Origin of the sequence: Rhizobium glycinendophyticum (assembly GCF_006443685.1) — a bacterium.
Lineage (GTDB): Bacteria > Pseudomonadota > Alphaproteobacteria > Rhizobiales > Rhizobiaceae > Allorhizobium > Allorhizobium glycinendophyticum.
Genome location: NZ_VFYP01000002.1, coordinates 35771 through 57194 on the forward strand (window position 1 = coordinate 35771; position 21424 = coordinate 57194).

14 protein-coding genes are annotated in these 21424 nt (G+C 61.6%); 8 read left to right on the top strand and 6 right to left on the bottom strand.

The window, feature by feature from the left end; all coding sequences use genetic code 11:
• Positions 1-16 precede the first annotated feature (16 nt).
• The 6 genes from FJQ55_RS14835 to FJQ55_RS14860 all read right to left on the bottom strand — a co-directional run bounded on the left by FJQ55_RS14835 (position 17) and on the right by FJQ55_RS14860 (position 7307).
• A complete protein-coding gene (locus FJQ55_RS14835; RefSeq protein ID WP_140829374.1) occupies positions 17-448 on the bottom strand; it encodes a hypothetical protein in 432 nt (143 codons plus the stop codon).
• A 398-nt stretch (positions 449-846) separates the two neighbouring features.
• Positions 847-2091: an HlyD family type I secretion periplasmic adaptor subunit gene (locus tag FJQ55_RS14840; RefSeq protein WP_246085151.1), complete on the bottom strand. Its 1245-nt coding sequence runs from the start codon at positions 2089-2091 to the stop codon at positions 847-849.
• A gap of 47 nt (positions 2092-2138) precedes the next feature.
• Entirely contained in the window at positions 2139-3989 is a 1851-nt protein-coding gene (locus FJQ55_RS14845; RefSeq protein ID WP_140829376.1) for a type I secretion system permease/ATPase, read from the bottom strand.
• On the bottom strand, positions 3986-4462 hold the full coding sequence (locus FJQ55_RS14850) for a Ros/MucR family transcriptional regulator (protein ID WP_140829378.1): 477 nt from the start codon (positions 4460-4462) through the stop codon (positions 3986-3988). The genes FJQ55_RS14845 and FJQ55_RS14850 overlap by 4 nt, the downstream gene beginning before the upstream one ends.
• Positions 4463-4491: 29 nt before the next feature.
• A complete protein-coding gene (locus tag FJQ55_RS14855) occupies positions 4492-5937 on the bottom strand; it encodes a phosphohexomutase domain-containing protein (RefSeq protein ID WP_246085171.1) in 1446 nt (481 codons plus the stop codon).
• Between the two features lie 86 nt (positions 5938-6023).
• Entirely contained in the window at positions 6024-7307 is a 1284-nt protein-coding gene (locus FJQ55_RS14860) for an AGE family epimerase/isomerase (RefSeq protein ID WP_140829380.1), read from the bottom strand.
• 568 nt (positions 7308-7875) lie between these two features.
• On the opposite strand from FJQ55_RS14860, the gene FJQ55_RS14865 reads away from it, so the two are divergent.
• The 8 genes from FJQ55_RS14865 (at position 7876) to FJQ55_RS14900 (ending at position 21418) form a co-directional block, all read left to right on the top strand.
• Entirely contained in the window at positions 7876-8397 is a 522-nt protein-coding gene (locus tag FJQ55_RS14865; protein WP_161596988.1) for a Crp/Fnr family transcriptional regulator, read from the top strand.
• Between the two features lie 218 nt (positions 8398-8615).
• The gene (locus FJQ55_RS14870) at positions 8616-9926 is read left to right on the top strand and encodes a nucleotide sugar dehydrogenase (protein WP_140829383.1); all 1311 of its coding nucleotides are present in this window, start codon (positions 8616-8618) and stop codon (positions 9924-9926) included.
• Positions 9910-11409 carry a glycosyltransferase gene (locus FJQ55_RS14875; RefSeq protein ID WP_246085152.1) on the top strand — a complete coding sequence of 500 codons (1500 nt, stop codon included), beginning with the start codon at positions 9910-9912 and terminating at the stop codon, positions 11407-11409. Before FJQ55_RS14870 ends, FJQ55_RS14875 begins: the two co-directional genes overlap by 17 nt.
• Positions 11410-11430: 21 nt before the next feature.
• On the top strand, positions 11431-12558 hold the full coding sequence (locus tag FJQ55_RS14880) for a PilZ domain-containing protein (RefSeq protein WP_140829384.1): 1128 nt from the start codon (positions 11431-11433) through the stop codon (positions 12556-12558).
• A complete protein-coding gene (locus FJQ55_RS14885) occupies positions 12555-13964 on the top strand; it encodes a mannose-1-phosphate guanylyltransferase/mannose-6-phosphate isomerase (protein ID WP_140829385.1) in 1410 nt (469 codons plus the stop codon). The genes FJQ55_RS14880 and FJQ55_RS14885 overlap by 4 nt, the downstream gene beginning before the upstream one ends.
• Complete coding sequence (locus FJQ55_RS14890; RefSeq protein WP_140829387.1) at positions 13964-17584, top strand: NosD domain-containing protein; 3621 nt, start codon at positions 13964-13966, stop codon at positions 17582-17584. Before FJQ55_RS14885 ends, FJQ55_RS14890 begins: the two co-directional genes overlap by 1 nt.
• The gene (locus FJQ55_RS14895) at positions 17577-18683 is read left to right on the top strand and encodes an alginate lyase family protein (protein WP_140829388.1); all 1107 of its coding nucleotides are present in this window, start codon (positions 17577-17579) and stop codon (positions 18681-18683) included. Before FJQ55_RS14890 ends, FJQ55_RS14895 begins: the two co-directional genes overlap by 8 nt.
• A complete protein-coding gene (locus tag FJQ55_RS14900; protein WP_140829389.1) occupies positions 18662-21418 on the top strand; it encodes a tetratricopeptide repeat protein in 2757 nt (918 codons plus the stop codon). Before FJQ55_RS14895 ends, FJQ55_RS14900 begins: the two co-directional genes overlap by 22 nt.
• Positions 21419-21424 lie beyond the last annotated feature (6 nt).

Below are 21424 nucleotides of genomic sequence, written 5' to 3' on the forward strand. Positions count from 1 at the left end.
GCAGATGCCGAGCGGCTCAGGCCTTGGCGGTTGCTGCAACGGCGCGCAGATGGGCGACTAGCGTCTGTAATTCCCCTGCCCGAACCATCTGCGCCGGCGTACGGCCGTCGAGCTCGGCGATATGGTGGCTGCGATACCATTTTTCCGCAGCAGGCCCCCGTCCGAGGAACCGGGCGGCAAGCGACAGGACGAGGGTCTTCGCATCGGTCGGCGACACCGTATTGGCTTCGATCGCTGCATCGACTCGCGCGATCGCTGCCTTGGCGGACTGCTGCTTCAACGACTGACGCAGCGCCACGGCCTTCGGCGCGATTGGCGCAACGATCTTCACCTTTGCCTCACCGGAGGCCGCCGCAGCACCGGGCTTGACCTTGGGCAACAATCCCGCATCGATCGTCACCTGTTTCACGGGCTGTGCAATGCGGATCTTCTTGCCGGACGTCGTCATGTCTCTGCCTTCCGTCGAATGTGTTTGATGGGCGCGGCCGTGCGCTCAAGCCCCCCACTCCGCATCACGGGCGCAGGGCTGATGTGGAGTGAGCACTACCAGTTCGTCACCGGCTCTTCAACCAATCGACAGGCGAAGCTCAACGGACACTCCCAACTCAACGCTTGGCGATGGTGATAGCAGACCACCAAGCGGCCGTGATCGTGCCTTGAGGCCTTCCCCTTCCGAAGCAAGTCGGAAACGTCCCTTGGCTGCCGATGATCGTCACCGAGCTCTCGGCACACCAGCCCAACCCATACAATACAAGAAGGGGCACGAAGCGTGGAATGCCGCGCAGCGGCCGATCGCTGGGAATGCAGCGAACGCATCCCGGCAGATCGGCGCTGCTTGCCAGTCGCCTATTCGGACCGGAACGCCTTGGAGAAAAAGTCCGTGAAGGGCTTGGTCAGATAGGACCCGACGGTGCGGTCATTCGTACGCAAAAAAGCCTCCACGGGCATCCCCGGCTTGAGCGCTAGCGCATCTCCATCATGCTCGAGTGTCAGCCGCGCCTCGTAATAAGCTGCTCGGCTCTGCGGGTCGACGACGAGATCGGGCGAGATACGCTCGATGGTGCCATGAAGCTCCGGCGTCAGCCGTTGGTTGAAGGCGGGAAAGCGCAGAAAGGCGCCCTGTCCCAGATGCACCTGGTCAATGTCCTGTGGTGAGATCCGGACGTCCGCCACCAGGAGGTCCGACTGCGGCACGATGAGCATGAGCGTTTCCTGCGCGAGAATGACCCCTCCAATCGTGTGGATGCTGAGCTGATGAATGGTGCCGTCTTGTGGTGCACGAATATCCAGTCGCCGCAACTGATCTTCTGCCGCGACCTTGCGCTCCTTGAGTTCCGACAGCGCGGAACTGACATCATTCAATTCCTTCGCCACGTCCCCCCGAAGCTGCTGGTCGATCTGAAAGATCTCAAGATTGGTCTCGGAAATACGCGCTTTCGCCTGAGCGATATTGGCCCGGATGCCGGCCAACTCTCCGTCGAGATCGGCCTTTTCCCGCTGCGCCATATTCAGCCGCGAATACTGGACCAGCTTCTGCGCCCACATCTTTTGCGCCAGCGCGAGATCCTTTCGCGCCAGGTCGACCTGCACTTCCATCGCCACCGCTTGTTCCTGAAGCCCGGTAACCTGTTCGCTCAACTGGACGATCCGTTCCTGTAGTTGAGCCTTCTGCCCATCCCGTGCCTCCCGGCGCAGAGAAAAGGCTCGGGTCTCGTTCGTCAGAATATGCTGCACCCCTTCGTCTCCGGCGCGCGCCAGCAAATCTGCATCAAATGCAATCGCGGCTTGGCCGTCTCGCTCCGCCAAAAGCCGCCCCCGCTTGGCCACGAGCTCGTCCAGCGAATTGCTGACAATTGCGAGATTGGCCTTGGCTACCGTCGCGTCCAGCCGCGCCACGAGATCTCCAGCCCGCACCCTCTGCCCGTTCGACACGAGAATCTCGGCCACTGTCCCCCCGGCCGGATGCTGCACCTTCTTGACCTCCGAATTGACCACGACCGTACCGCCCGCAATCACCGCCCCCGAGATTTCGACGGTGGCCGCGACGCCGCCTCCAGCCGTCAGCAAGGCCAGTGCCGCCGTTGCGACCATGAGATTGCTGCGGATCGACCGAACAAGCCGATGCGAACGTTCCGAGCTCATGCACGCTCTCCCATCGCACCAAGCGGCTTGACGGTGACGCCGACGTCCAGAGCCGCCCTCTCGCCGCTATCCTCCTGCGCGCCACCTCCAGACTGTCCCGCTCTCGGGGGTATATCCGCGCCCGGATGTGGCGAAGCCGGCACCGGGCGAATGAGATCTCGCTTGCGCTCCAGCATCTGTGTCTGTCCATCACTGACCAGCATGACCTGGTCGCAAGCATCGAGTGCGCTTGCCCTGTGGGCGATCACGATCGCGATCCCGCCCCGGGCACGCACGCTGCGGATCGCCGAAGTCAGCGCAGCCTCGCCGGCCTGGTCGAGGTTGGAGTTTGGCTCGTCGAGCACAACCAGGAACGGATCCCCGTACAGTGCCCGCGCAAGACCGATACGTTGCCGCTGTCCGGTCGACAGCACATGGCCGCTTTCGCCGATCTGTGTGTCGTAGCCGCCGGAAAGACGCAGGATCAACTCGTGGACACCGGCCGCCTGTGCCGCTGCAATGATCGCTTCGCTTGTGGCAGCCGGATCGAAGCGGGCAATATTTTCCGCCACACTGCCCGACAGAAGCTCAAGATCCTGAGGCAGGTAACCTATATGCCGAGAGAGCATCTCTGGCTCGAAATGTTCCAGCAGAGTTCCGTCCAGCCGGATAGAGCCTCGGGTAGCGGGCCACGCACTCACCAGGACACGCGCCAGGGTGGACTTGCCCGCAGCACTCGGCCCCACCACTGCCAGGGCCGAGCCGGCTTGCAAACTGAACCCTGCGTTGTGAACGATCAGGTTGGAGCCGCCGGGTGCGACCACTGCCAGGTTTTCGACATCCAGTCGTGCGACCGGCGCCGGCAATTCCAGTCGTTCGCAAGAGACTTGCCCATCAAAGATTTTTGTCAGGCGCCGCCAGCTTTGGCTTGCCGCAATGAACGTTCGCCAATGGGCGATCGACACCTCGACCGGCGCAAGCGCCCGCGACACCAGTATGCCGCTAGCAACGATCATGCCGGAACTTACTTCACCCTTGATGAACAGGAATGCGCTGAGAGCCAGAATAGCGGATTGAAGAAACATCCGGAATGCCTTGGACATCGCCCCAAAACCGGACGCCACATCGCTGAGAGAAAGTTGGCTGTCGACGAAGGCGCCGTTCAGCCCGGACCATCGGCTGGCCAGGTGCGGCATCATTCCCAGCACGCGCACGGCCTCTGCATTGCGTGAGGTTGCCTCCGCCATGCTTGATTTCTGGATCGACAGCACTGTTGCCGCATGCGACGTGCGGCGGGAGGACAGGTCGGTCGCCAAGGTCAGACACAACAGGACCAGTGCCCCTGTCAGCGCCGCCACTCCGATCCAGAAATGGAAGGCGAAACAGATCAGCATGTAGAGTGGAATCCAGGGTAGATCGAAGAGGGCGCTCGGTCCCGGTCCACCCAGAAACGAGCGGATCTGGTCCATGTCGCGTAGCGGCTGAAGCCCTTCGGCACTCGTGCGCGCTCGAAGCGGGCTCGCGGCCGTCATGGCAAAGCAGGCTTCGCTCGCCATGCTGTCAACATAAGCGCCAATCCGCGCCAGGATCCTGTTGCGAAGAAGGTCGAGTATGCCTTGGCAGGCATAAAGACCGCTGAGGATTACCAACAGCGCAATGAGGGTTGGCACGCTCCGGCTCGGCAGCACCCGGTCATAGACTTCCAACATGAACAATGGACCGCTGAGGAAGAGCACGTTGATCAGGGCACTGACCAGACCGACCCCGAAAAACGCGCTCCGGCAACGGGAAAGCGCCTCCAGAAGCCAGGGCCGCCGAGCACCGGTTTCCGCAGGAAAAGCGACTTTCGGGGATCCGGTCCGGCTCATGTCTGCTCCTCTCCCGTCTGCAGGCGGGGTTTGCGCGGTCGACCGCGCTGACGTTTGCCAAGGCCCGTGGCCTTGGCCATGTCCGATCGTTGAGCCGCATAGACAGGGGACGTGACCGGATAGTCCGGCGGCAGGTTCCACCGCATGCGATAGGCCTCCGGAGTGAGTTGATGCTGCGCCGAAAGATGTCGTTTAAGCGCCCGGAAAGCCTTGCCGCATTCCAGACACACCAGCCGCTCACCCCCCTGCGCATCCACCGAAACGGTATCCTCCAGCGGCTCCGGCTTAAGGTTGGAAAGGCCGAGCACCGTCCTGTGGGTCTGTTCCAAGAGGCTGGCAAGCTGTGCAGGCGGCACGATGTGATTGGTGACATACGCTCGCACCAGATTGACGGTCAGCGCCACGGCATTTGCCGGAGAAACATCTTCGGCCGCTCCCTCGGGAAGCTCCTCCGGCAGTAGATCTCTTTGCATTGTCGCACAGCATTTCTGCCGCCCCGGAATTAGCGTTGAATGTGCAAGGGTTGCTTGCTGTTGAGTTGAATACGCGCGGCTTCGATGCCCCAAGAAAGCAAATTGGACGCACGCTCTTTCGTCTGTGCCTCAACATAACATCGTAATTCCGGTGCGTTGCCAGAAGCGCGGTAATGCACGACGGAGCCGTCATTGAGACTGACACGCACGCCATCCAAACGGTCGACGGCACAGATGACGCCCACTGTTTTGAAATAAGCGTCCAAGAACGCCTCGCCCTGCAAAATCCGGCTAAGAAAATCCTGTGACAACGGGGACGGGATATCCTTCAGCCGATCCGCGAGCGCATATCCCACAGGCAAGTCCCCGACGATGGCCGAAAGTGGCTTTTCCAAGTTTGCGATTGCCAGCAGGCAGGCCAGGATCGGCAACATCGCATCCCGCGTCGGCAGGCGGGTGAGCGCACGGCCCTGCCAGATCGCATCCGAACCGAGCAAGACGCCACCATTGGCCTCAAAACCGATGATCCCGGCCTTACCTGCGAAGGCGGCAGCCTCCATGGCCGCGATGACGAAAGGCGAACCGACACGGGTGCGAACCACTTCGCCGGAACCTCCGGCGCGCTCGACCACGCTGCCGGACGTCACCGGAGTAACAATCGTTTGCAGCCCCAGGAGTTTGGCAGTGAGCAAGCCAAGCACGTCACCCCGCATGATCGCGCCCGTCTCGTCAGCGACAAGCGGCCTGTCCGCATCCCCATCCGTCGAGACAACCGCATCGAATTGACCCGTACGCGCAATCTCCGCGATGTACTCGACCATTTCGGGTTCGTGCGCTTCCGTATCCACCGGAATAAAGTGTCCGGCCCGGCCGAAAACCGCAACCTCGGCACCAAGTCCCCGCAAAATGTCAACCATCAGGTCCCGGGCGACCGAACTGTGTTGGTACACCGCGACCCGCTGGCCGGTTAAATTTCTCGGGCCGAAGACGTCGACATACCGCGCCGTATATGCCGCATTGACCGATGGCGCCGGGACATCCTTCCGGACCGCTGCCCGTGACAGACTGTCGAGAACAGTGTCGCTGAGCGACGCCACCTGTGCCGCAATCGCAGCCTCATCCACCTTCGAGATCTCGCCATGCGGTAGATAGAATTTCAACCCGTTGCGATCATCGGGAATGTGGCTCCCCGTCACCATGATGGCCGGGCAACCGCGACGGATGGCCTCAAGCGCAAGGGCAGGAGTGGGCACAGCGCCGCAATCTACCGCCGTCAATCCCGTGTACCCGATGGCCGCCCGGCAGTCCTCCGATATTGCCAGACTGCTGGACCGCAGGTCGCGGCCCACCAGCACCTGCCTCGTCTGCGGCGCAAAAGCCATCGCATGACGCACAAAGCCGAGTGCATAGGCGCGTGAGGGCAGGCCGACCAGATCAGCAACCAGCCCCCTGAGCCCTGAGGTCCCGAATTTCAAATCCCCGCTGAGCGCAGTGGACAGACCGACCGGAGCGGAGGCGACGGTTGGAGAAGGAGAGACTCCTTGCAACGAAAGGACACCCATCACAACATCCCCATGATGATACCGGCCGGCATCTGCGACGGCACCTCCGCTTTGTCGCTATATCGATTCAGCGCGCCTGTGACGGTCTGCCGCTCCAGATATCGCATGAGTTCTCCAAGGGCGCAGATGATGTGATAAAGTGAACTGGCTGGCGCTGGTCCCGCGTTGAAGCTTCCATCCTCCAACATCACGTCGTGCCAGGTACCCCTGGCATCAACATCAAGATAAGCGAACAGGGCACGGCAGGCCTCAAGCGCGTTTTGCTCGGCCAGCCAGCGTTCCTGTCCATCACGCACTTCCGCAAGCGCAAGCCAGGCCTTCAGCCGTTCTGTCTGCGGCCAAAGCCTTGCCTTGCCGTCCGCAATCAGACCATCCGACCACACCTCGTTCACCGCCACTCGACGGACGGGGTCAACCCCATGCTGTTCGGCAAAGGTGATCATGCGCTCCGCCCGGTCACCGATCTTGCCGCCGGTCGCCTGAGACCAGCGTATAAGCAACCACGCCCATTCGAAGTTGTGTCCTGGCTCGATCCGCGACCGGCCGTCCTCGTCGATCACGCTCCAGTCGTCATGGAAATACTCACGCACGACCCCGTGGTCAGGGTCGTAGAAGCGGCTTTTGAACAGGGCGACGATCTCGTCGGCCAGCATCCGCCACGTCGGATTGGCGTCCAGCTCCATCCAGGCCAGCGCGGCTTCGAGCAGGTGCATATGGGGGTTTGAACGCAGGGGATAGGGCGCCGCCGTATGGTCCTTGAAACCGCCGGCGTCATGCCCGAGCCGCTCCCGGAGACTGGCCAGCGCCAAGAGCGCCCGTCGCCGGTAATCCTCGTCCTGCAGATGCGCGAAGGAATGGGCATAGGCAAACAGCAGAAAGGCCTGATCGTAGAGATGATGGTCCTGGTCGACAAGGCTATCGTCATCACTGAGTCCATGGAACAGCAGACCGTCTGGAGCACTGTAATTGAGCAGGAAGCGATAGCCATGACGCAGGCACGCCGCAGCCGCCGTCTTGTTCCAGCCCAATCGGGCCGCCTCACAGAAACTATAGATCTGCCGGGCCGTCACCCGTACCCGCCGGGCAGAAGTTGGAATACGGCCCTCTTGAGATATACTTTCGCAAAAGCCGCCTCGCATCCGATCAATGCCGACCGTGGACCAAAGAGGCAATATGTCCTCGAACAGCATTCGGCGAAATTGAAGGCCGGCGTCTTCGAGTGTCAGTGTAAAATCAACATTTGAATTGAGATTGAGTCTATTCCAGGCTGAATTGCCGCGCATGCTCTCACTCCACCCATACGGAAGGAGCTTATCGTTACCAATCAATTAATCAGTCCGTCGTTTACCTGAGTTAATAAAAACAGAAAAACAGTTCGCAAAGAATCTATTTACGGACTTGTTCATATGTTCAAATTTCGTATCATCTAGTCACTAGCCGCGCAGCCGGCATGCAAATAAGTACTAATCGCGATAGACGGCAAAGTTTCGGACTTAGACCGCAGATTCTATAAAAAGACCCAGAGGAAACATTCAAGAGAACAGGACACGGTTTGCTCATGACTGAGTAGGCTTTGTACCTGAGAGTATTTGTGCGCCGAGATCAGCGGCGAATGGACATCATGAAAGTGCATTGATTTTCAATGGGATATGTTGGCGTTGGGGAAGTCAAAAAATGCATCATGTATCACCTTTTATGCGGCGCGTGGGACAACTGCTCCCTTCGTCTGGTCGGACAAGCCCGGTGTTGGAATCCATCGGTTTTCGCTCAACATGCCTGGAAAAGGGCAGTGAAATCTTAGGCGCAGGCAAAACGGTGCGGCATGTCCTGACGATTGGACACGGTCTGGCCATGCGCTACCGCCTTCTGCCTGACGGCAGCCGACAGGTCATCATGTTTCTTGCCGCAGGCGACATCTGCAACCCGCATATTTATCCAACCGTGATGGATCATGGCATCGCTGCCGTAACAGCAGTTCGCATCGACCGCTTTGACTGCGAGAGCCTGATCGGCCTCAGCAACAGCGTCGTGGGCCTCAACCAGGCTCTCTGGACCCTGGCGGAAGAGCAGAACGCAATCATGCGCAACCATATCACCAGCCTGGGGCGCAGCGATGCGCGCGCCCGCGTCATCATGCTGCTCAAGGAGCTGTCGCTCAGGCTGTCGGTCGCCGGCGGTCAAGCCGGACCCGTCTTCATTCCCGTCACGCAATCCCTCTTGGCGGATGCAATCGGCCTGACCCATATCCATTTCAACCGCATCATCGGGGACATGGGGAAACGCGGTATCATCGCCACCAGCCGAGGCGGAATTCTGGTCAACAGCATCTCCAAGCTGGAGAAGCTGGGCGAGGAATTGGTCGCTGCAGCCTGACGCATTGAGGGCTGGCCTTTGCCTGAATCGGCGCTTCCAGGCGCGCCTGTCTTGACGAACTCGGAGATTGTAAAGATGCACTGCGAGGACCGTTTCCTCGCGGTAAATATTTGCGGGCGTAAAATTAATCGCCAATAAATTTGAGTTTTACTTAACAAATGTTGATGTGATTGTCATTTATATTTGCTTAGTTCAGGCTCTATACAAAGGAGCTGAGCATGAAGATCAGTATATTTGGTGCCGGCTATGTCGGCGCAGTATCAGCCGCATGCCTGGTGAAGGAGGGCCACCACGTTACGGCGGTCGATCCGGATCCCAACAAGATCGGCCCGCTGATGGCCGGGAAGTCGCCCATTATTGAACCGGGTCTGGAGGAAATCATTCGCGATGGCGTTGCCTCCGGCAGGCTGACCGCGACGCAAGACGCCGCAGCCGCTATCGCAGCAACCGACCTGTCGCTGATCTGCGTCGGCACTCCGTCCCTCCCAGATGGCAACCTCAACACGGAATATCTCAAGCGCGTCGCCGAAGACATTGGCGCAGCAATCAAGCTGAAGAACACGTTCCATTCGGTCGTCGTGCGCTCAACTTGCCTGCCCGGCACCACGGAGGGCATTGTCATCCCAGCACTTGAAGCCGCATCCGGGATGAAGGCCTCCGAAGATTTTGGCATCGCTTATCTGCCGGAATTCCTGCGCGAAAGCACGGCAATTAAAGACTACTACGATCCCGGAGTCATTGTGTTCGGCGCGTCCGACAAATTCACTCTGGACCGGCTTGAAGCGATCCATGCCCCGATCAACCGGCCGAAATTCGTCGTCGACATCAAGACCGCCGAGGGTATCAAATACACCAACAATGCCTGGCATGCGCTCAAGATCAGCTTCTCCAACGAGATCGGCAACATCCTGAGCAAGGCCGGCATCGACAGTCACGTCGCCCTCGACATTCTCTGCGCCGACGACCGGCTGAACATTTCCAAGGCCTATCTCACCCCGGGCTTCGCCTTCGGCGGTTCCTGCTTGCCCAAGGATCTGCGCGCCCTGATCAGCATGTCGCGTCGCCAGGGCACCCCGGCCCCACTGCTTGAAGCGACGCTCTCGGCCAACGAGGTGCAGATCAATCGCGCCTACAGCCTGATCGCCAACCAGGGCAGCCGCAAGGTCGGCATCGTCGGCCTGAGCTTCAAGCCGGATACCGATGATCTGCGCGAAAGTCCGCTGGTCGAGCTCGCCGAACGCCTTTACGGCCGCGGGTACCAGATCAAGATCTTCGATCCGAACATTCGGATGAACCGTCTCACCGGTGCCAATGCGAGCTTCGTCAGTGCCCGCCTGCCGCATCTGGCCGAACTGCTCAACGAGGACATCGAATCGGTCTTGTCTGACTCCGACGTCATCGTCGTTGGAAACCGGGCCGAAATGAACGGATCACTGAAGCGGGTCAAACCCGAGACCCACATCATCGACCTGGTCCGCGTCGACAAGACGCTGCGCAGTGAAGGCAATTATCATGGCATCTGCTGGTGACTTCACCTACAGCCCGGTCGCACATGTCCTGATGGTGCTCGGCATAGCTGTGGCAGCGACGTCGCTGCCCAGCCAGGCCTATGCCATCATTGACAGCAAGACCGGGCTGGCCATCGGCCTGATCGGCGCCTGGCGCTATGGCTGGGGCATCCTCCACTTCCTGCGCGGCACCCTCTACCGCGCTCATGTCTATCCACGCATGAAACGTGCGGCAATGGCCGAAAAGCGGAAGGGCTTTGCCTCCTATTTCCTGGTCACCAGCTTCCGCATTCCAACGGAAACGACGATCGAAGTGTACCGTGCCGCCTTCGCAGCCGCACTCAAGGCGCCAGGGCCTGCGACCGTGGTCGCATCGATCGTCGATCTCTCGGATCAGCGCATCATCAAGAAACTCTACGCCGCAATGGTGGCCGACACGGATCCGGTCGATCTCGTGATCGTGCGGATCGATGGCAGCGGCAAGCGCGATGCACTCGCCTCGGGATTTCGCGCCATCGCCCGCCTCTTCCCCGCCCCGGATGCCATGGTCGCGGTGATTGATGGCGACAGCGTCGTCCCCGACGACCTCGTCGAAAAATGTGCCCCTTTCTTCCACGATCCGAAGGTCGGCGCGCTCACCACGGATGAGTTTGCCGAGGTGCGCGGGAAATGGATCTTCCAGCAGTGGTATGCTTTGCGTTTTGCCCAGCGCCACATCCTGATGTCGTCAATGGGCCTCTCGCGCCGGGTCCTGACGCTGACGGGGCGCATGTCCATGTTCCGCGCCTCGATCATCTGCAATCCGGACTTCGTCGCCCAGGTCGAAGTGGATTTTATCGACCACCCCAGGCTCGGTCGCTTCAAGTTTTTGACCGGGGACGACAAGTCGAGCTGGTTCTGGCTGCTGCGCAACGGCTACCAGATGCTCTATCTGCCCGACGTTATGATCAAGACCATCGAGGATCCGCCGACGGAGAGCTTCTTCGGTTCCGCCGCCATGCTGATGGTTCGCTGGTATGGCAATATGCTGCGCACCAACCGCCGCGCGCTTGCGCTCGGCCCGCGCCGGATCGGCTACTTCGTATGGTGGGCGATCCTCGATCAGCGAATGTCCATGTGGACCTGTCTGATCGGTGCGACCAGCGCCATCCTTGCCACCCTGCTGATCTCGCCCTTCACCATCCTGGTTTATGGCGTCTGGATCCTGGCATCCCGCTACGCAATCACACTTTCGCTCTTCACGGCCCGCCGCCAGATCTCCGTCGTTGCGCCTCTGCTGCTTTATTTCAACCAGATCTTCGGCTCGGCGATGAAGGTCTTCATCTTCTTCCATCTCGATCGGCAGAAGTGGACCCGCCAGAACACGACACTGGCCAAGGCAGACCGCAGTTGGCTCGTCAGCTACCGCAAGTTTGAATCCAAGCTCTACCAGTCGGTCAGCATTCTCGCGCTGATCACCGCCTGCAGCGTGATGATTGGCATCACCACCATGTCCCGTCTTTGAACACGAAACGGAGTCTCGATCATGAGAGGCATATCTTACGAAGCTGAACTGCAGCGTCAGCACCCCCGCTACAGGCTCCCGATGAAGGCCACGATCGACGGGCGGGAATACGACGTGCACGACTGGTCGATGAATGGCTTCGCCATCAACGCCAAGGGTTTGCCGGCCGGAAAGAAGGTAATGGCGCACCTTACCATCCCCTTCAGTGGCTATCACTTCAGTTTGACGCACGTCCCCTCAGAGGTGCTCTATGCAACCGATGGCGAGGGCCGCACCAGCCTGGTCTTCAGCGCACTGGAGGACAGCCAGATCAGTCTCTTGAGCTACATGACCGATGCCATCATCGCAGGTGAGGTTGTGAGAGCCGGCGATGTGCTTGATGTTGCTCGCCGCACCGACATGGTCCGCTCCAAGCAGGTGCCCGCACCGCCGCGCCTGTCGACCGGAGGCCGCATTGCCCAATTGGGCCGCCGTGTGGCGGCCACCGCAGGTGTTGCCGCCATAGGTGCAGCCCTTGTCGCCTTCCTGTCGGCGAATGTTTACGACGAATTATATGTCGTGCGTCCGGAAAGCGCGAGCATTGCCGCAAAGACGGTCAATGTCGCCGCCCCGGCTGTCGGCCGCATCACCTTCCTGAATGAGAAGGCGCAACTCGCCTTCGGCGAACCGCTGATCACCGTCAATCCGGCTGTCGGCGACCCCATCACGGTAGAATCACCCTGCGACTGCGTGCAGACCGAACAGCGCTTTGCCAGCGGCGATTTTGTCCGCACAGGGGATCCTGTCGTCCGGCTGATGCGCGCCGATGCCCCGATCGTCGTCTCGGCAGCCGTCAGCGATAACAAGCTGATGAGCCTCTACGGCGTGAAGACAGCCTCGCTCGTCTATCCCGACGGCACCCAGGTCGGCGATGCCGAAATCCTCTGGCTTCCCGGCAAGGGCGGATCGCAGTCGGATCTCCCGCGCGATCCGCTGACCGTGCTCATCGCACCGAAAAAAACCCTGTCGACCGACATGATCGGTCAGCCGGTGGAAGTCCGCTTCGATCTCTTCTCCGAGAGCACCATCGGCCGCCTCGTTCACACCGCTGCCGCCGCATTCGGCGCTGAAACAGCCGCGCAGGCGGTGGCTGAGGAGATCACGCCATGACCCCAATTCGTCCTGTCATTCTCTGCGGCGGCTCGGGTACGCGGCTTTGGCCCCTCTCCCGCCGTCTGGAGCCCAAGCAGTTCCAGACCCTGGGGGGTGAGCGTTCACTGTTCCAGGACACGCTGGCCCGCTTCCGTGACGAAGAGTTTGGGCGCGCCACGGTGCTCGTCAATGCGCTGCAGGAACCCCGCGTTCAGTTCGAACTGCAGCAGATTGACCATCCTGCCGGACGTCCGCTCGTGCTCGTCGAACCCGCAATGCGCTCCACGGCGCCCGCCATTGCCGCCGCAGCAAGGGTCATGGTGGCCGAAGATCCCGACGCCGTTCTGCTGGTGGTGCCGAGCGACCACCGCATCGGTCGCTCAGACCGCCTGCAGGATGCCTATCGCGCCGCCCTGCCCTTCGTGCAGCAGGGTGGGATCGCTCTTTTCGGTATCCGGCCGACGGCACCCGAAACGGGCTTCGGCTATATCGAAGCCGAAGCCGACGGCGCAGGCGCCGTGCTGAAAGTGCTCAGCTTCGTCGAAAAGCCGCACTTCGACCTTGCCTCCCGCCTCGTCGCAGATGGCCGCCACACCTGGAACAGCGGTATATTCATGTTCCGCGCCGATACCATCCTTGCGGAATTGGCTGGTCACGCACCAGAGGTCCTCGCCGCAGTCGATGCCAGTATCGCCGAGGCAAGCCGCTCGGACAACAGCCTGCGCCTGTCGCAGACTTTTACCGCATCACCGGAAATTTCCATTGACCACGCTGTTATGGAGCATTCATCCCGGCTCGGCGTTCTCCCGGTCTCGCCGGAATGGAATGACCTCGGCTCCTTCGAAGCGCTCTGGGAAACTGGCCAGCGCAACGCGGAGGAAAATGTTCTTAAAGGCGACGTCCTGCTGCGCGACGTCCGCCGCAGCTACATCAGCGGTTCGCGCCGCCTGATCTCCGTTATCGGCCTCTCCAACATCGTCGTCGTCGATACGGACGATGTCCTGCTCGTCGCCTCGCGCGCACAGTCACAGGATGTGAAGTTTGTCGCCCAGCATCTGGCGAAGCTCGGCCATCCCGCCGCTGACAGCCACCTCCTTCGCCAGCAGTCCGGCGGAAGCCGCCGCCTGCTTGAAGAGGGACCGGGTTTCCGTGTCGAACGCATCGACATCCTGCCGGGCGCCATGCTGGACCTGGAACGGGAGGAAACACCGGCCTCGGTCAGCATCGTGATGTTGTCCGGCGAGGCTGTGCTCGGCGAGCCGGGTGCTGAAACAGTCCTGACACAGGGTTTTGGCCTTGATCTCCGAGCGCCCCAGAAACTCGTCCTGCGCAATCCCGGCGAGCAGACTGCAACCCTGATGCTGAGCGTCACGCGCGCCGTGGAAGAGGCAGGAAGCCTTGCCCAGCAAAGGAAGGTGGGCTGATGGCCACGCTCACCCTTTGCCCCGGCGGAACCCGCCTGTGCCTCCTCTTGCTCACGGGTTACCTGGCCTTTGCCGCACCAGCCTCCGCGTCCATCGAGAGTGAAGTGGACATGGCACGCACCATCGTAACCGAGGGTATTGTGAAGCTGGATTCCGAGCGAAACCCTCAGGCGCGTGTCCGCCTGCTGAACGAGGCGGTAGACGCAATCGGTGTTCTGGAGGGGCTGGGGCGCGATGATCCGGCTGATGCCGGAGCGAAGAAAGCCTTGGTGGACCTCGCTGCGCAGGCCATCCTCCCCGATGTCCTTCGCCTCAGCCTCGTCGAGGCCTTGGCAGCACTCATCGGCCCCGGCGATGCCGGCCTTCAGGCGGACCTAGACGCCAAAGCCGCAATGGAGGCCATCAGGGATCCGGCTTACCGCTCAGCAGGCTGGAGCGCGCTCGCCGCAGCCCATGTCCGCACCGAACAGGGGGAGGAGGCCGAACGTCTGGCGACACTCGCCATTGAGGACGCACGCGGCATCGACCGGGATGCGACACGCGACGGTGCCCTGCGGGCCGCAGTCTTGGTTTTTCCGCGTGGCAAGCTGCCTGAAGGCATTCTTGAGATAGCCACCAATTCCGTCGTCCTCGCCCGCACCCGTGCCGAACTATATCAGAGGGTCGCCCTCGATGCGCTGGCCGCGGAAGGCATGCTCAACCCGTCCAGAGATGCACTGACGCCGCTTATCGAAGCAGCGCTCACCGCCAAGAATGGCGCACGCGCCCTTGTGCTTACCCAGGCACTGGACCGCGATGAGGATGTCCGCGTCGAGTTCCTAGACAACATCCTGCGCCTGGCGCTCGACAAGCGCGACGATGCGCTCGCACTGCGCACGGCAAAATCCATGTCCCGTGACCGTGATCAGAACAAGGCGCTGCGCCAACTCATCGACGTCCGGATCGACCGCAGCAAGGCTTTGCGCGCTCGCGAAATCGTTCCCCTGCTTTTGACGGCCAAGGCGCGTGTCGATGCCGATATTGCGATCGCCAAGAATCTCCGCCGTCAGGGTTATGTCGAAGCCGGCCGCGAGATCCTGCTTCAGGATGTCGCCCTGAAACTCGATGACCCCAATGCCACGGCGAACCTCGTCGCGGCATTGGCGGCCTTCGCGGAATTCGGGCCAGCGCAAACCCTCGCCCGCGCGCTGCCGGAAGGCAACGAACGGTCCCTCGCCATGTCTCGCCTGGTCAAAGGTTTCGCTGATGACGACCGGCTGGACGACGCAAACGAACTGCTGGCGGAAATCTCGCGTCGGGAAGATCAGAGCTATGCCCGCTCTGCCATTGCCCGTGCCTTCGTCAAACGCGGCAACACGCAGGAGGCGACAGCAAGTCTCGTCAAGATCGACCCGGGGGCGGATCGAGATCGGGTTCTCGAGGCGCTCGCCGAGCATGCCGTCGAGAAGGGCGACATGGGCCTTGCTCGCGATTTTCTGGTCCAGGCCGCCGGTGACGAAACCCGCTGCCGCATCCTGATCGAGATCGCGCTCGCCACCCAGGGCAAGGCCTCCGCCCGGGAAATCCTGGAAGAAGCGGTTGCCCTCCTCGCCAACGGCAGGGACGTCGACGACAGCCGTGCGGAAATTGCCATCGCCTTCGCCCGAATTGGCGAGCTCGCCCGTGCTGACAGCCTGCTCGACGCCATCGGCGACCAAGGCGCCCGCAAAGAGGCCGAAAGCGAAATCGCCGATCTCCTGGTGAAGCAGGGCGCTTTGGAACCGGCAGAACGCCGGCTGCCCCGCCTGCCGGCCGATCTCGCGGCGACCCTGCGTGCGGATTTGGCCTATGCAAACTTCGAGAAAACCGGAGAGGTCGAGACCTTCGTCTCCAGCGTCGCCGGCCTCCCTTGGCAGGCCCGCGTCCCGGCCCTGCGCCGGATGGCTGAAGCCCGGGCAATAACGCTCGACGTCAAGGGATGGCTGAGCGATCCTCAGATCGATCCCTTGGCGGTGACCACGCCTGCTGCAGCGGGACAACCGGCCGATTTTGCCATCGGCCGCCATCAGATTGTCGCCCCGGCGCCCTCGACGAGGGCACTCCCCGGCATTCGGATGCCGAACATTTTCGAGCATGATGCAGCCATGCTGCGGAGCCGCGTCCCCGCCCCGGCCGGGGGCGTAGGCCATCTCGCAATTCTCGGCTTCAGTCCCTTCAGCCTGGAGGCTTTCAAGCTGAGCACCGGTGGCGAGGCTGCCATCCATCAGGTCCAGATCTCCCAGCAGATGACATGGCCGCGTTACATCGCCGTCGAAAAGGGTGTCGTGACACTCGGCACTCTCCTGCGCGACCTCCCGGAAACCACCGCGCGCCGCCTTCTGTCCGTTGAGGGCGACACCCTTCTGGTCCGCGTTCCCATCATCGTACTGCCCGGTGCAACGCTGCTGATGTCAGGCGCGGAATTCAGCCAGTACAAGCTCGGCGCCCAATCCGGCACCTTCATCGCCGTTGCCGGACGCCTCGTCGTCCAGGATGCCGAAATCATCGGCTATGACGAGATTGCCGCCCGCCCGGCCGTTGCAACCGACAAGACACGGGCGAATTTCCGTCCATTCATCACCGCCTGGGGCGGCAGCGACATCCAGATCGCCGGCAGTCGCCTCGCCATGTTGGGCTACGACAGCAGCAAGGCCTTCGGCCTTACCCAGTCCAGCGGCGCCGCCGTGCAGTCGCTCTATGCCTTCGACGACAATCGCCCTACGGGCAACATCGTCGACAACAGCTTCGAGAACCTGCGCTATGGCTATTACAGCTACGAGGTCGATCATGTCCGCGTCATCGGCAACGAATATCGCGACAACATCATATACGGCATCGACCCGCATGACCGGTCGCGTCACCTGCTGATTGCGCTCAACACCGCCTATGGCTCGCAGAAAAAGCACGGGATCATCGTCTCGCGCGAAGTCGACGACAGTTTCATCGTCGGCAATGTTTCCGTTCACAACAGAGGCTCGGGCATCATGCTCGACCGCACCAGTGTCCGCAACATCGTCTATGCCAACACGGCGGTCGCAAACGAGGGTGACGGCCTCACCTTCTACGAAAGCGGCTGCAACATCGCTGCGGCCAACGACCTCAGTCGCAACCGTCGCGCCGGCATCAAGATCCGCAACAGCGCCGATGTCGGCATTTACGACAATCGCGTAGAGGCCAACACGCAAAGCGGCGCCGACATTTATGTCGCCGACCTGCGTCAGTCGCCGGAAGGCAAGACCCGGAATTTCGAGCTCGACCCCTACCAGACACTGGTCACGGCCGTCATCAGCGGCAATGCCTTCTCCGAGAACGCAGACGCCATCAATGTTGCGGGCGCTGCCCAACTTCAGCTCGACGGCAACATGTATCGGCGCCAGCGCGACAACATCTTCGCTGGAGACCTGCGCCAACTATCCCCCTTCCTGCTGCGCCTGCGCGAGACATCGGCTCTCCTCACCGACAATAGCTGTGAGCCGGAAGAGCCAGTACAAAGCTGCAGGTTCGGCGAATGGCCGCATCCGCCGCGTAAGCGCAACATCTGCACCGGGATGATGCTGTCCCCGGCACCGGCCGCGATCGGCGAGGCGGCACGGGATGGCTAGGCTCTTTTCGCTCGTGATTGCGGCCTGCCTTTTGCTGGGCCTTGCGCTTCCGGCGATGGCATCGGGCTGGGCAGGCCTCTTCGACGTCAAGAGCCGGGCCAACGCCCTTCAGACCGACGCCTACAGAGACATTCGCGCGCTGTGCCTCGCGATCGCCATCGATCCTGCCTGGGAGACGCTGAAACCGATCCGCAGGCTCGCAACTACCGAAGGTTACGGCTCCGACACCTCGGCTGAGGATTTCTCTTGGGCTGTGATGGTGCTCTCCGGTCGTGCTCTCGCCGGCGACGCCGGTGCTCGCAGCCGCCTGAGCGATCTGCTTGACCGCTGGGCAGCCGCCGCAGCCTTCACCGAAACGGAAGAGATCAACGATGCCTATTATGCGCTGAAGCGGCAATTGCTGCCGCTGAGCGTCGCCTATGCCATTCTCGAGCCCGGCATGGAGGCCGAACGGGAGGGCCGCCTGCGCGCCTGGATCGATGGCCTGGTCCGCAAGATCGACCACACCTTCGATGGGGACGTCGACCATAACAACCACCGGGTCTTGGCCGACAGTGTGCTTGCCGTCTGGGGCGCCCAGACCGGTAACAAAGCCATGATGGAAAAGGGTCTCGCCAGATACGAAACCGTTCTTGACGATGTCAGGCCGGATGGAACCCTGGCCCTGGAGGCAAGGCGGGGCGCTCGTGCCCTTTGGTATCAGCGCCAGACACTCTCAAGCCTGACCGTCATGGCCGAGACGGCACGCGGTCAGGGCTTTGATCTCTACGGCCGCACCTCGCCCGAAGGGCGCTCTTACGCCACCTTGCTCGGCGCGCTTCTCAACGGCATAGCCTCGCCGATCCTGGTCGCCGTCTATTCAGCCGAAAACCACATTCCCGGGCCTGAAAAAGACTTCCATCAGCTGGAACTCGGCTTCCTTGAGACCCGTGGTCACGGACGCCACTACATGGGCTGGGCCGAGGCGGCCATTCTTTCCGGTCACGGCCTCGCCTTCGATAGGCTGAAGGACCTCTTTTCGCGGCAGATCGTGGCACGACGGCCTCTGATTGATGAATTCATTGGTGGAAATTCGACATGTTTCTGGGGGCAGCCATGACAGGCCTTGCACAAATCTTCGCCGTTGGTCTCGCCATCCTCGGCCTGCTTCAGTCCGCAGTTGCCGCCGAGGAAACCGATTTCGCCGCTCGCTTCGCCGCGGAGCAAGCTTTGGTGGCGACGCTCTCCCACAGCACGATGCCCCAGGATCAGCGGCAACTGGGCGATCTCTATCGCGACGGCCTGATCTTCAGCGCCGACAACCCGATCCGCAAGGCCGATCGCAACGCTGCGATCGCCGCCTATCGCCGAGCGATGGAGCTCGGTGACAGCTCGCCCGCCGTCATCGTCTCTCTCGGGCGACTGCTGATGCGCGCCTCGGGCGGCCAAGGCTTTTCCGCGATAGAACCTGCGCTGCAGGCACTGGCACTCGAGGGCAACGGGGATGCGACTTATCTGCTCGCCATTGATGCGATGGAAAACCGCCACATGCCTCTGGAGCAGGCTATCCCGAGGCTTGAAGCGGCTGCAATGCTCGGAAGCGCCGGAGCCGTGAGGGACCTCGTCGCGGCCGGGGTCCCGGTGGGTGACACGCTTAAACAGGCGGTCCTCACCCGTCTCACCCAGCGTGCCGAAGAGGGGCAGGCCGCGGCCTCGCTTTCGCTGTTCCATTTTTACGCAGATGGTCTTCTGACCGATCGTGATCCGCATACGGCCATGAAATGGCTTAAACAGGCGGCTCAAAACGATCCGGTAGGAGCCGTCGAGCAACTGGCGGAACAGTATCTTCTGGGGCTCAATGTCGAGTCAGATCCGGTCCGCGCCGCCGATCTCTTCCGTCAGGCCGCCCGCGCTGGCGGGCGCAATGCGGCCCTGGCACTTGGTCGCGCGGCGATGACCGAGACGAACATGCCGGTATCAAACGCCGAAGCCCGGTGGTGGCTGCAGCGCGCGAGCGAAGCCAATGTGCGCACGGCCTCGGTCGAATTATCGAACCTGGACCTGAAGATTGCACTGGCCTTCAAGGGGGCGCCCGAGGAGCGCGAAAAGCTGATCATGGCAGCCCTCGAACCGATCGCCGACGATCCGGACGCCTTGGCCAATCTCGCCGATCACAACTGGCACTCGACCGACTCCGAGGTGATTGGCAAGGCTCTTCTGCCGCTGTTGGAAAAACAGGCCCTGAACGGTCGCAGCGTCGCTGCGCTCGCCTACAATGCCTGGCTTGAAGCGAATGGACGCCCCCTGCCCGACGCTATCGCCCGCGCCCTTATTGTAAGCCTGCGAAAAACCCCCTTCGTCAGCGTCGGGTTTTCCAATTTCACCATTGCCAGCCTGGCTCTGGATAGGCGGATGTCGGAAGCCGTTCTCAGTCGCAACGAAGCGATACGCCTGCTGTTCAAGGCAGCGGACGACAATGTCGGTCAAGCCATGCTGCGGCTCGGCCAGCTGTACCGCCAAGGCGATCAACTGGCACGCAGCGACAGCTTTGCGAAACGCTGGTTCATTCAGGCCAGTGAGCATGCCGTCGAACGCGCAGGCTGGGAATTGGCCGAAATGCAGGCCGCCTCGCGCGATCCCGGCGAACGGCAAGAAGCTGATCGTTTCTATCTCGGCGAGATCGATGCCGGAGATCCGCGCGGCGGTCTGGCCATGGTTCAGGCACACCTGCGCCAGGATAACTTGGACGGGATCACACTGGAACGGGCAAAATCCGCCATTCAGGCGCCGAATGACAGGATTGCTCTTGCATCCCTGCTCATTTCCAGCGGCATTCCCAGCCACCTCCAGCAAGCGGACACCCTTCTGTCCGGCCTCCGGGAAGATGAGCTGGAGCCCGCAGACCTCGTGGCTCTGGGGAGGTTGAAATCAGCTACGGCAGTTACGCCCGAACAGACGGCTGCGGCCATTTCGATGCTTGAAAAGGCGGCAGCGAGCGGTTCCCAGTATGCCCGCACCGCACTCGCGTCGAGTTACCTGTCATCTGTCATGCAGCGCGACAAGGTCCCGGCCGCCATCGCGATGCTGCAGCAAATTCTCGATGACAATCCGAAGGATCCCGAAGCCCGCCTCTTGCTTGCGCGCGCATACATGCTCGGCATCGGCGTCGAGCGTGATGCTCGCAAGGCGGCGTCGCTGGTCGGCGATGTGCGCAGAGAGAACGGCATGCGCATGCCGAAAGCCACATTGCTGGAGGCAGATTGGCTCGCCTTCTCCTCCGACGGTCGCAATCCCGCCAAAGCCGTAGCACTCCTCAATGCCCAGGCGGCCCGGGGTTCCTCAGCAGCCGAGCGCGCCCTCGGCGAATATTATCTCAATGGGTTCGGGCCGGCGATCCGGCCGGATGCCGCCGCCAGCCGCATGTATGCGGCTGCCCATTCCGGAGACAAGGAAGCAATGGCGGCCCTGGGCCACATGCTGTTGAACGGCTACGGACTCAGCCAGTCGCGCGAGGCGGGCCTTGGCTGGCTGGAGCGCGCGGCCAATGCCGGCAATACCGCCGCCATGTATGAGATCTCCCGCGTCTTTGCTCTGCGTCCCCAGGCAGAGAGCGATACACGTCAGGCCATTGCCTGGCTGCAAAAAGCGGCGGAACGCAATCATCCCAACGCCGCCTATCAGCTCGGCCTCGCATATCTGACCGGCGAATGGGTCGAGAAGGACGTGGAACAGGCCTCGATCTGGTTTGATCGTTCGGCACGGTCCGGAAATCTGCTCGCCGCCCGCACTCTGAAGGCGGTTCGTGACGGCGCGAAGGCCGAGGATGCCGCGATCGTCTCCGACACCGCAGACTGAAGAACG